11 protein-coding genes are annotated in these 11602 nt (G+C 67.1%); 10 read left to right on the forward strand and 1 reads right to left on the reverse strand.

The window, feature by feature from the left end; genetic code table 11:
- Positions 1 to 232: 232 nt before the first annotated feature.
- The 3 genes from L995_RS00895 to lolD all read left to right on the forward strand — a co-directional run bounded on the left by L995_RS00895 (position 233) and on the right by lolD (position 2727).
- Positions 233 to 703 (forward strand): MarR family winged helix-turn-helix transcriptional regulator, encoded by a 471-nt coding sequence (locus L995_RS00895; protein ID WP_016445728.1) that lies wholly within the window; start codon positions 233 to 235, stop codon positions 701 to 703.
- A gap of 61 nt (positions 704 to 764) precedes the next feature.
- Entirely contained in the window at positions 765 to 2018 is a 1254-nt protein-coding gene (locus L995_RS00900; RefSeq protein ID WP_026062761.1) for a lipoprotein-releasing ABC transporter permease subunit, read from the forward strand.
- Entirely contained in the window at positions 2011 to 2727 is a 717-nt protein-coding gene (lolD, locus tag L995_RS00905; protein WP_047468236.1) for a lipoprotein-releasing ABC transporter ATP-binding protein LolD, read from the forward strand. The genes L995_RS00900 and lolD overlap by 8 nt, the downstream gene beginning before the upstream one ends.
- 21 nt (positions 2728 to 2748) lie before the next feature.
- On the opposite strand, the gene L995_RS00910 is transcribed toward lolD, so the two are convergent.
- Positions 2749 to 4215: a methyl-accepting chemotaxis protein gene (locus L995_RS00910; RefSeq protein WP_047468238.1), complete on the reverse strand. Its 1467-nt coding sequence runs from the start codon at positions 4213 to 4215 to the stop codon at positions 2749 to 2751.
- 214 nt (positions 4216 to 4429) lie between these two features.
- Between L995_RS00910 and L995_RS00915 the strand changes: the two genes are divergently transcribed.
- The 7 genes from L995_RS00915 to L995_RS00945 all read left to right on the forward strand — a co-directional run.
- Positions 4430 to 5251 carry a TatD family hydrolase gene (locus L995_RS00915; RefSeq protein WP_016451088.1) on the forward strand — a complete coding sequence of 274 codons (822 nt, stop codon included), beginning with the start codon at positions 4430 to 4432 and terminating at the stop codon, positions 5249 to 5251.
- A 75-nt stretch (positions 5252 to 5326) separates the two neighbouring features.
- Positions 5327 to 5872: a DNA-deoxyinosine glycosylase gene (locus tag L995_RS00920; RefSeq protein ID WP_047468241.1), complete on the forward strand. Its 546-nt coding sequence runs from the start codon at positions 5327 to 5329 to the stop codon at positions 5870 to 5872.
- Positions 5873 to 5892: 20 nt separating this feature from the next.
- Positions 5893 to 6693 (forward strand): spermidine synthase, encoded by an 801-nt coding sequence (locus L995_RS00925; protein ID WP_047468244.1) that lies wholly within the window; start codon positions 5893 to 5895, stop codon positions 6691 to 6693.
- Positions 6694 to 6762: 69 nt separating this feature from the next.
- The gene (locus tag L995_RS00930) at positions 6763 to 8565 is read left to right on the forward strand and encodes a GspE/PulE family protein (RefSeq protein WP_016445734.1); all 1803 of its coding nucleotides are present in this window, start codon (positions 6763 to 6765) and stop codon (positions 8563 to 8565) included.
- A gap of 196 nt (positions 8566 to 8761) precedes the next feature.
- The gene (locus tag L995_RS00935; RefSeq protein WP_016445735.1) at positions 8762 to 9250 is read left to right on the forward strand and encodes a tripartite tricarboxylate transporter TctB family protein; all 489 of its coding nucleotides are present in this window, start codon (positions 8762 to 8764) and stop codon (positions 9248 to 9250) included.
- A gap of 15 nt (positions 9251 to 9265) precedes the next feature.
- On the forward strand, positions 9266 to 10777 hold the full coding sequence (locus L995_RS00940; RefSeq protein WP_047326576.1) for a tripartite tricarboxylate transporter permease: 1512 nt from the start codon (positions 9266 to 9268) through the stop codon (positions 10775 to 10777).
- 153 nt (positions 10778 to 10930) lie between these two features.
- Positions 10931 to 11602 (forward strand): DUF3422 family protein (locus L995_RS00945; RefSeq protein ID WP_047468249.1); only part of this gene is annotated, 672 nt, incomplete at its 3' end.

The raw sequence follows: 11602 nt of genomic DNA on the forward strand, positions 1-11602 counted from the left end.
AGCGGGCCGCGCAAGGCATGGGTAGCATGGGTGGCTTGGAACAGGGAAAACATGGTGGCGAACTTTCTGCGCTGCGGGGGCGCCGGGCTTTGCGAGAATCCCCAGGCCGGCTCCGGACGGTGGCTCCCGTTGTCTCCTTTCCGGACGGGGCCACTGTAGAAGTCCCTGCAGCAATTGATCTAATCAACTGTTCCCCGTGAATACCCGTCCAGCCCCCACGTCCATCCAGCAGATGCTGCTGTTTCGCATCAACCGCTACTTTGGTGCGGCCGGCGGCGTGGCCATGCGCATGTGCGAGGCGCATTTCGGCATCACGCGCCGCGAGTGGGGTGTGATGGCCACGGTGGCTGCCAACGAGGGCCTGCTGTCGTCGGAGCTGGCCGAACGCGCGCAGCTGGACCGCGCACGCACCTCGCGCGCCCTCAGCGGGCTGGAGGAAAAGGGCTGGGTGCAGCGCAGCCCCCTGCCCGGCGACCGCCGCCGCGTGGCCGTGTCGCTGACCGCCGAGGGGCGGCGCATGTACGGCCTGATCCTGCCGCGCATGGCCCAGATCCACCTGGACCTGGTGTCCGTGCTCAGCGACGAGGAACTTGAACAATTCGACACCTTGCTGGCCAGGCTGCAGCGCCATGCGCTGACGCTGGAGGCAGAGGGCCGCTACGACGCCCTGCCGCGCGTGGACCGCGGACGGCACCGGCGCTGACACGCCGACGGCAAAGCCTGCCGCCATGCAGGGCCTGCGGGCGATGACACAATGCATGCCCATGCAATTTCCCTACGAACTGGCCGTCGGCTGGCGCTACACCCGGGCCGGGCGCGCCACGCGCCGCAACGGCTTCATCTCGTTCATCTCCGGCGTCTCCATGCTGGGCATCGCCCTCGGTGTCGCGGCGCTGATCATCGTGCTCAGCGTGATGAACGGCTTCCAGAAGGAAGTGCGCGACCGCATGCTCAGCGTGGTCTCGCACATCGAGATCTTCGCGCCCCAGGGTGCGGCGCTGCCCGATCTGGAGCGCACCATGCGCGAGGCGCGCGCCAACCCCGACGTGCTGGGCGCCGCACCCTTCGTCGCGGCCCAGGCGCTGCTGGCGCGTGGCGAGGACATGAAGGGCACGCTGGTGCGCGGCATCGATCCGGCGCGCGAGGGCGAGGTCACCGACGTGGCCGCCACCAATGCCGAGGTGCTCAAGCGCCTGGTGCCTGGCGAGTTCAACGTGGTGCTGGGCGTGGAGCTGGCGCGCTCGCTGGGCGTACGCCAGGGCGACATGGTCACGCTGATCGCCCCGGGCGGCCAGGTCACGCCGGCCGGCGTGGTGCCCCGCCTCAAGCAGATGCATGTGGCCGGCACCTTCGACTCCGGCCACTACGAATACGACTCGGCCCTGGTGATGATGCATTACGAGGACGCGCAGCGCCTGTTCCGCCTGGAAGGGCCGACCGGCATCCGCCTGAAGCTCAAGGACCTGCACGAGGCGCCGCGCGTGGCCATGGAGCTGGCCCACACCATCACCGACCGCCTGCTGATCCGCGACTGGACCCAGCAGAACCGCACCTGGTTCGCGGCCGTGCAGCTGGAAAAACGCATGATGTTCATCATCCTCACGCTCATCGTGGCCGTGGCTGCGTTCAACCTCGTGTCCACGCTGGTGATGACGGTGACCGACAAGCGCGCCGACATCGCCATCCTGCGCACGCTGGGCGCCTCGCCGTCCAGCATCATGGGAATCTTCATGGTGCAGGGCGCCATGGTGGGCGTCATCGGCACCTTCGCGGGCCTGCTGCTGGGCCTGGGCATTGCCTTCAACATCGATGTCATCGTGCCGGCCATCGAGCGCCTGCTGCATGCCAACTTCCTGCCCAAGGACATCTACCTGATCAGCAAGATGCCCAGCGATCCGCAGTACAGCGACATCATGCCCATCGCCGTGATCTCCCTGGTCCTGGCCTTTGTCGCCACCATCTATCCCAGCTGGCGCGCCAGCCGCGTGAACCCCGCCGAGGCGCTGCGCTATGAATGAAGTGAATGTGATGCCCGGTTTCGAAGTGTCCCAGCAGGGCGCCGTGGTCCTCGATGCGCGCGGCCTGACCAAGCGCTTCGCCGAAGGACGGCTCAACGTGCAGGTGCTGGCAGGGGTCGACCTGCAGGTGCGTGCGGGCGAGACGCTGGCCATTGTCGGCGCCTCGGGCTCGGGCAAGAGCACGCTGCTGCACCTGCTGGGCGGGCTGGATGCCCCCACCAGCGGCAGCGTCACCCTCAAGGGCGAGCCCCTGCATGAACTCAGCGCCCAGAAGCAGGGTGCGCTGCGCAACAGGCACCTGGGATTCATCTACCAGTTCCACCATCTGCTGCCCGAATTCAGCGCCCAGGACAACGTGGCCATGCCGCTGCTCATACGCCGCGACGACCGGGCCGAGTGCATGGAGCGCGCCGCACGCATGCTGGCGGCCGTGGGCCTGGGCGAACGCATGCTGCACCGGCCGGCCGAGCTGTCGGGGGGCGAGCGCCAGCGCGTGGCCATTGCCCGCGCCCTGGTCACGCAGCCTGCCTGCGTGCTGGCCGACGAGCCCACCGGCAACCTGGACCGCAGCACGGCCGACACCGTGTTCCGCCTGATGCTGGAGCTGGCGCGCAGCCATGGCACGGCCTTTGTGATGGTCACGCACGACGAGCAGCTGGCGGCGCGCTGCGACCGCATGGTGCGTCTGGTGCAGGGCCAACTGGCCTGACCGGCAGGCCTGAGTCTGGACTCAGGCCATGCGCAGCAAGGTGCCCGGCAGGCGCTGGGCGCCTACGGGAAGCACGGCCGCTGCCGGGGCCGACTTGATCTGCGGCGCAGCGGGAACGATGGATGCCGGCAGCGGCTTGCGCTGCACCTGTTCCCTGGATGCATCCGCGACGGCCGCGCTCTGCGCCGTCAGGTCGGCCGTCACCTCGCGCAAGCGTGCCGACTGGGCCATGGACGCCTGCACCACATCGCCCATGATGGCCGTGACCTGGTGGGAGGAATCCACGATTTCCTGCATGGTCCCGCCGGCCTGTCGCACCTGCTCGGCGCCCAGAGCCACCTGCTCCACCGAGGTGTGGATGAGCTGCTTGATCTCCTTGGCGGCGGCGGCGCTGTTCTGCGCCAGTGCCCGCACCTCGCCGGCCACCACGGCAAAGCCCCGGCCCTGCTCGCCGGCGCGGGCCGCCTCCACGGCGGCGTTCAGCGCCAGGATATTGGTCTGGAAGGCGATGCCGTCCATCACGCCGATGATGTCGTTGATCTTGCGCGAGCTGGCGCTGATGGACTCCATGGTGCCCATGACCTCGTGCACCGTGCGCCCGCCCTGCTCGGCCACCCGGCAGGCCTGGCGGGCCAGTTCATTGGCCTGGCCTGCGTGCTCGGCGCTTTCGCTCAGGCCCTGCATGGCCTCGCCCAGGGTCTGCGCGGCCGTGAAGCGGCGCGTGATATCGCGGGCGTACTTGACTACCTTGAAGGGCCGGCCGTCGGCATCGAGGATGGGGTTGTAGCTGGCCTCGATCCAGACCTGGCGGCCGTGCTTGCCGATGCGCAGGTACTGGCCTGCATCGTGCTGGCCGCTGCCCAGCTTTCGCCAGAACTGCGCGTATTCGGCGCTTTGGCGCTCATGGGGCTGGACGAACATGCTGTGGTGCCGCCCGACGACCTCGTCCAGCGTGTAGCCCATGGCCTGCAGGAACAGGCGGTTGGCATGGAGGATGTTGCCGTCCAGGTCGAACTCGATGATGGCCTGCACCTTGGAGATGGCCGCCAGCTGGCCTTCGGCATCGGCGTTGCGGCGCTGCTGCTCGGTGATGTCGGTGGCGTACTTCACCACCTTGAAGGGCCGGCCATGCCGGTCGAAGATGGGGTTGTAGCTGGCCTGCAGCCAGACATCGCGCCCATCCCTGGCGATGCGCCGGTAGCGCCCCGCATCGTGGATGCCGCTGCCCAGGCGCTGCCAGAACTGGGCGTATTCGGGGGATTCGCTGACCTGGCTGTCCACGAACATGCGGTGGTGCTGGCCGATGACCTCGTGCGCCTCGTAGCCCATGGTGTCCAGGAAGTTCTGGTTGGCAGCCAGCACATGGCCTTGCAGGTCGAACTCGATCACCGCCTGGGACTTGTGTATGGCGGCCAATTGCCCGTCAAGCTCCGCCTTGCGGCGTGCGCCACCGAGGTCCAGGATTCGACTCCATGCTGAGCGCTTCATGGGAATTCCTCTCTCCAAAGCATGCCGGCCGGTGATGCGGGAGCCCGATGCGGGGTGTAAGTGTTACTTTATGTATTTTTATGGAGGCGCAAGCCATTCGTGTATTGATTTTGTCAAACGGAGCCGACTCGCAATAAGCCAAGGGTTTGCCCTTGCTCCGGGCCTCGTCTGCCCCTTGGACGGGCGCCGCCCGGGCCGGTGGCATGATGCGGCCATGCCCGCCTGGATAGACACCCATTGCCACCTCGATGCCCCCGAATTCGATGCCGACCGCGATGCCGTGCGCGCGCAGGCGGCCGAGACAGGCGTTGCGCATCTGGTGATTCCGGCCGTGGCGCGCGAGCACTGGGACACCGTGGTGGCGCTGGCGCGGCGCCATGGCGACAGCTATGCGCTGGGCATCCATCCGCTGTACACGCCCAATGCCCGCGAGCAGGACATTGCCGCATTGCGCGAGACGCTGGACCGGCTGCGTGGCGATCCCCAACTGGTGGCCGTGGGCGAGATCGGGCTGGACTTCTTCGTGCCGGGGCTGGACGCACAGCGGCAGGTCTGGTTCTACGAGCAGCAGATCGCGCTGGCGCGCGAGTTCGATCTCCCGGTCATCCTGCATGTGCGCAAGTCCAGCGACCGGCTGCTCAAGACCCTGCGCGCGCGGCCTGTGGCGGGTGGCATTGCCCATGCCTTCAACGGCAGTGTGCAGCAGGCCCAGGCCTTCATCGACCTGGGTTTCAAGCTGGGCTTCGGCGGCGCCGTGACCTATGACCGCGCGCTCAGGCTGCGCGAGCTGGCAGCCAGCTTGCCGCTGGACGCGCTGGTGCTGGAAACCGACGCTCCCGACATTCCGCCGCACTGGCTCTACACCACGGCCGGGCAGCGTGCCCAGGGCCAGGCCCAGGGCCGCAACACGCCGGCCGAGCTGGCACGCATTGCGGATGTGATTGCGCAACTGCGCGGCATCACGCCCCAGGCCCTGGCCGAGGCCACGGGCCGCAACGCGCGTGCCGCGCTGCGAGGCCTGCCCGCCATGGCCTGAACCAGGCTTGAGCGGAACCTGAACCTGAGCGGTCTTGCCGCCCGCTGCCAGCAGCCCGGCGACCGCTGGGCGACAATGCCGGCCATGTCCTTGACCGTTCCCGACCTGCCGCCCCCCGACACCCTGCGCTGGCAGGGCCTGGCGCCGGTGGCCGATGCGCGGACCCGGGCCCTGGTGCTGGGTAGCTTTCCGGGCCTGCGATCGCTGCAATTGCAGCAGTACTATGCCCATCCGCAAAACCAGTTCTGGCCCCTGCTCCAGGCCTTGTGGCCCGAGTATCCGCAGCCCGGCCGCGACGACTATGCGGGCCGCTGCGAATGGCTGTTGGCCCGGGGCCTGGGGCTGTGGGATGTGTACGCCAGCTGCGAGCGCGAAGGCAGCCTGGACAGCGCCATCCGCGCTGCCGAGGTGAACGACTTCGCTGGGCTGCGCACGCACTGCCCGCAGTTGACGCTGGCCTTGCACAACGGTGGCGAGAGCTACAAGCACGCCGGCCGAACGCAGGCCCTGGGCCTGGCTGCCGTGAAGCTGCCATCGACCAGCCCGGCCAACGCGAGCTGGCGTTTCGAACGCAAGGTCCAGGCCTGGCGCGAGGCGCTGGCTCTCCATCAACTGCTCTGAATCTTTCCATTTTTCCCGACGTGATACGCAAGACCCGTGGCGCCGCCAAGGCCGCCCCTTCCTCTCCCGCCAACGCCGCAGATGCCGAGCTGCCCGAAGTCAGCGTCTCCGACGATGGCGATGTGCGCCACCTGCACCTGGGCACGCCCTGGATACAGGGCTCCATGCGCATACGCGAGCCCTTCGAGATCGAGCTGGAGTACGTGCAGCGCATGATGGCCTGGCTGCTGTTCATGGAACCCGCCAGCGTGGCCGGCCGCCATGCCATGCAGCTGGGCTTGGGCGCCGCGGCCATCACCAAGTTCTGCCACAAGAAGCTGCGCATGCGCACCACGGCCATCGAGCTGAACCCGCAGGTGCTGGCCGTGTGCCGCAGCTGGTTCAAGCTGCCGCCCGACAGCGACACGCTGCGCGTGGTGCTGGCCGATGCGGCCCAGGAAATCCGCAAGAGCCAGTGGCTGGGCACGGTCGATGCGCTGGCCGTGGATCTCTATGACCACGATGCGGCCGCGCCCGTGCTGGACAGCGCCGAGTTCTATGCCGACTGCCGCAATCTGCTGACCGAGGACGGCATCATGACCGTCAACCTGTTCGGCCGCACCTCCAGCTACGAGCGCAGCCTGGCACGCATGGCCGAAGCCTTTGGCGAAGAGGCCATGTGGGCCTTCCGCCCCACGCGCGAAGGCAACACCGTGGTACTGGCCCAGCGCACGCCGCGCGCGCTCGACCCCGCAGCGCTGCAGGCCGCCAGCGCCCAGGTGCAGGCCCGCTGGGACCTGCCCACCACGCGCTGGCCCAAGATCTTCGTGCGGCCCTGGTAGAGCGGGCTGGCCGGGCAGGGAGGCCGGCAGGCTTACCATAGGGCGCAGTTCAGCTTCCGGCCCAACGCCATGTCCGACCCGACCTCCACCGCACAGCCCACAACCGCCGTCGCTCCGCGCAATCCTTCGGGGCCCCTGGACTGGCGCAGGCTGGTGCAGTGGCTGCAGGCCGACGGCGTGATCACGGCCGAAGAGGCCCAGCGCACCGTGGCGCGCTGCTCGCAGGCCGAGAGCACCCAGCACCCGCTGGTCCGGCTGGCCAACGTGGGCGTGGCCCGGGCCGGTGACGGGCGCGCGCTGGACATCGAGGAGCTGACCCAGTACCTGGCGAGCCGCAGCGGCCTGGCCTACCTGCGCATCGACCCGCTGCGCGTGGATGCGGGCCGCGTGGGCGAAATCATGAGCGCCAGCTATGCCGAGCGCCACAAGGTGCTGCCCGTGCAGGTGTCGCCCCAGGAAGTGGTGGTGGCCACGGCCGAGCCGTTCATCGACGACTGGGTGGCCGAGGTCGAGCGCCAGGCGCGCCGCAAGGTGCGCCGCGTGCTGGCCAGTCCGGTGGACCTCAAGCGCTACACGGGCGAGTTCTTCGCCTTGGCCAAGTCGGTGCGCGCTGCCGAGAAGGCCGGCGGTGCGGCCAGCGCGGCCAGCTTCGAGCAGCTGGTGGAGCTGGGCAACAGCAGCAAGCAGCTCGATGCCAACGACCAGGGCGTGGTGCGCGTGGTGGACTGGCTGTGGCAATACGCCTTCGACCAGCGCGCCAGCGACATCCACATGGAGCCCCGACGCGACCAGGGCGTGATCCGCTTTCGCATCGACGGCGTGCTGCATCCGGTCTACCAGGTGCCCATGGGCGTGCTCAACGCCATGGTCTCGCGCGTGAAGCTGCTCGGGCGCATGGACGTGGTGGAAAAGCGCCGTCCCCAGGATGGGCGCATCAAGACCCGCAACCCGCGCGGCGACGAGGTGGAAATGCGCCTGTCCACGCTGCCCACGGCCTTTGGCGAAAAGCTGGTGATGCGGATCTTCGACCCCGACAACACGGTCAAGGACCTGGATGCCCTGGGCTTCACCAGCCATGACGCCCAGCGCTGGAACGAGCTGGTGCGCCGCCCGCACGGCATCATCCTCGTGACCGGTCCCACGGGCTCGGGCAAGACCACCACGCTGTACTCCACGCTCAAGCGCGTGGCCACGGAGGAGGTCAACGTCAGCACCGTGGAGGACCCGATCGAAATGATCGAGCCCAGCTTCAACCAGACCCAGGTGCAGACGCAGCTGGACTTCGGCTTCACCGAGGGACTGCGCTCGCTGATGCGCCAGGACCCGGACATCATCATGGTGGGCGAAATCCGTGACCTGGCCACGGCCGAGATGGCCGTGCAGGCTGCGCTGACCGGCCACCTGGTGTTCTCCACGCTGCACACCAACGATGCGCCCAGCGCCGTGAGCCGGCTGATGGAGCTGGGCGTGCCGCCCTACCTGATCAACGCCACGCTGCTGGGCGTGCTCGCCCAGCGCCTGGTGCGCACGCTGTGCCCGCAATGCAAGCAGCGCGACGAGGAGACTTCGGCCGCCACGCTGGCCGAGGCCGTGCGGCCCTGGAAACTGTCAGGCAGCTACCAGCCCTACAAGCCCGTGGGCTGCGTGGATTGCCGCATGACGGGCTTTCGCGGGCGCATGGGCCTGTACGAGCTGCTGACCGTGAGCGAGGCGCTCAAGCAGCAGATCCACACCTCGCCGTCCATGGATGCGCTGCGCCGCCAAGCCGTGCAGGACGGCATGCGTCCGCTGCGTCTGGCCGGAGCCCTGCGCGTGGCCGAAGGCGTGACCACGCTGCAAGAGGTCATGGCCAGCACGCCCCTGCTGGGCTGACTGGCGGATAAAAACGTAAGTGCCTGCTCTTGCGCAGGCCGTTGCCGATGATGGATGGGGTGCCTGGCATGGGCACCCTTTTTTCCTCATGCGGGTAGGACATGAGGGTATGCCCTTTGTAGGTGGAATCCACATTCGGACACAGTTTTTCTGAACGCAAAATCGCCGGGTCGTGATTCCGTAAGGAGACATTCTCGTGAAAATCAAGAGTCAGAAAGACTTTTTTTCCGGCGTGATGTTTTTGGTTGTCGGCCTCGCTTTTGCGATCGGCGCAACCAACTACACCGTCGGCACCGGTGCCCGCATGGGCCCGGGCTACTTCCCGCTGATCCTGGGTGTGCTGATGTCCATTCTGGGCACGGCCATCTGCTTCTCCGGCCTGACCAAGGGACCCTCCGGCGGTGACAAGATCGGCAAGTGGGCGTGGAAGCAGGTGTTCTTCATCCTGGCCGCGAACTTTGCCTTCGGCATCCTGCTGGTCGGCGTTCCCAATCTGGGCATTCCCCAGTTCGGTCTGATCGTCGCCATCTACGCGCTGGTGTTCATCGCCAGCCTGGGCGGCCATAGCTTCAACTTCAAGGAAGTGGCAATTCTGGCCACCGTTCTTGCCGTAGGCAGCTATGTGGCCTTCGTGTGGGCACTGAATCTGCAGTTCCCCGTCTGGCCCAGCTTCATCACCGGCTAAGCAGGAGCATCGTCCGTGGAACTTTTTCAGAACCTGGCGACCGGCTTCGGCGTCGCCTTCACTTTCCAGAACCTGATCTACTGCTTCGTCGGCTGTCTGCTCGGTACGCTCATCGGCGTGCTTCCAGGCATCGGCCCCGTGGCAACGATCGCCATGCTGCTGCCAGCGACCTACGCCCTGCCTCCGGTGGCGGCGCTGATCATGTTGGCCGGTATCTACTACGGTGCGCAGTACGGTGGCTCGACCACCGCCATTTTGGTGAACCTGCCGGGTGAATCCTCGTCCGTGGTGACCGTGATCGACGGCTACCAGATGGCCAGAAAGGGGCGAGCGGGACCTGCTCTCGCTGCCGCAGGAATCGGCTCGTTCTTCGCAGGCTGCGTGGGCACCGTGATCCTGGCCGCCTTCGCGCCTCCGCTGACGGAAGTGGCCTTCAAGTTCGGCCCTGCCGAGTACTTCTCGCTGATGACCCTGGGCCTGATCGGCGCCGTGGTGCTGGCTTCGGGCTCGCTGCTCAAGGCCATTGCGATGATCGTGCTGGGCCTGCTGCTGGGCATGGTCGGTACCGACGTGAACTCCGGTGTGGCCCGCTACAGCTTCGACATTCCCGAACTGACCGACGGTATCGACTTCGTCGTGATCGCCATGGGCGTGTTCGGCTACGGCGAAATCATTGCCAACCTGTCCAAGCCCGAGGACGAGCGCGAAGTGTTCGCAGCCAAGGTGACGGGCCTGATGCCCACCGCCGAGGACTTCAAGCGCATGCTGCCTGCCATGCTGCGCGGCACGGCCCTGGGTTCTGCCCTGGGTATCCTGCCCGGTGGCGGTGCCATGCTGTCGGCCTTTGCTGCCTACACCATCGAGAAGAAGACCAAGCTCAAGCCGGGCGAAGTCCCCTTCGGCCAAGGCAACATCCGTGGCGTGTGCGCGCCCGAGTCGGCCAACAACGCAGGTTCGCAGACCTCCTTCATCCCGCTGCTGACGCTGGGCATTCCGCCCAACGCCGTGATGGCACTGATGGTGGGCGCGATGACCATCCACAACATCCAGCCGGGCCCGCAGGTGATGACCAGCAACCCCGAGCTGTTCTGGGGCCTGATCGCCTCGATGTGGATCGGCAACCTGATGCTGATCGTCCTGAACCTGCCGCTGATCGGCGTCTGGATCAAGCTGCTGACCGTGCCCTACCGCTGGCTGTTCCCGTCCATCGTGCTGTTCTGCGCGATCGGCGTGTACGGTACCAACAACAACACCTGGGACGTGTGGATGGTGGGTATCTTCGGCTTCGTGGGCTATGTGTTCCACAAGCTGGGCACCGAACCGGCTCCCTTGCTGCTGGGCTTCATCCTGGGCCCGATGATGGAAGAAAACCTGCGCCGTGCGCTGCTGCTGTCGCGTGGCGACTGGAGCGTGTTCGTGACCCGTCCGATCTCGGCCGGCCTGCTGCTCGCCGCCGTGGTGCTGCTGGTGGTGGTGCTGATGCCCGCAGTGAAGAACAAGCGCGAAGAAGCATTCGTCGAGGATTGATCGCCTCAGCGCTGCAACCATGTTGCTTGACGGCCCTTCGGGGCCGTTTTTTTTTGCGTCGACGAGAAATGCACGTGAAAGCTGTTGATCCCGGATGGCGGGAGGACGCAGCGCCCGTGCCTGCACAATAGCGCGCAGTCTTTCGAGGTCACGATGTCCCCACTTCTGTCATCCCAGCACCCGCTGCGCGTGCTGCTGCACAACGAGATCCATGCGCGTCCCGCCGAGGAAATGCAGGCGCCGCTGGCCATCACCCATGTGGTGATGCTCACCGACGCGGCCCAGCGCGAGGCCAGCCGCGCCCATGTGGCCACCCTGCTGCGCAACCACCACCTGCCCCCGCCCGATGCGGCGACCACGCATGTGCTCATCGATCTGGGCGCCTTTCACCTGCGCTGGGAGCTGCACACGGAATTCGTCTGCTGGACCTTCAGCAAGCCCATGTCGCAGGCCGGCATGGACGATGTGCGCGAGCCCGAGGCCGCCATCGACTACGTGCCGCGCGACTGGCTGGCTGCATTGCCTGGCCAGTGCCTGAGCGGCCTGCACCTGTGGGCCTTGCAGGAACAGGCGATCAACGAGCCGCACCTGGTGCGCCACCTGCTGCAGGAAGACACGCTGGTGGGCGCACGTGTGGCCGGCGATGCGGGCAAGGTCTACACGGACTTCGCCATCCATGCCGATGGCTTCTCGCGCATGCTGCTGCTGGCCGGCGAATCGCTGTCGCCGCGCCGCCTGGGGCGGTTGGTGCAGCGCCTGCTGGAGATCGAGACCTACCGCATGGCGGCCTTGCTGGGCCTGCCGGCAGCCCGCCAGGCCGCTGCC

The sequence above is a fragment of the Delftia sp. ZNC0008 genome (genome assembly GCF_000799035.1).
Taxonomy (GTDB): Bacteria; Pseudomonadota; Gammaproteobacteria; order Burkholderiales; family Burkholderiaceae_C; genus Comamonas; species Comamonas tsuruhatensis.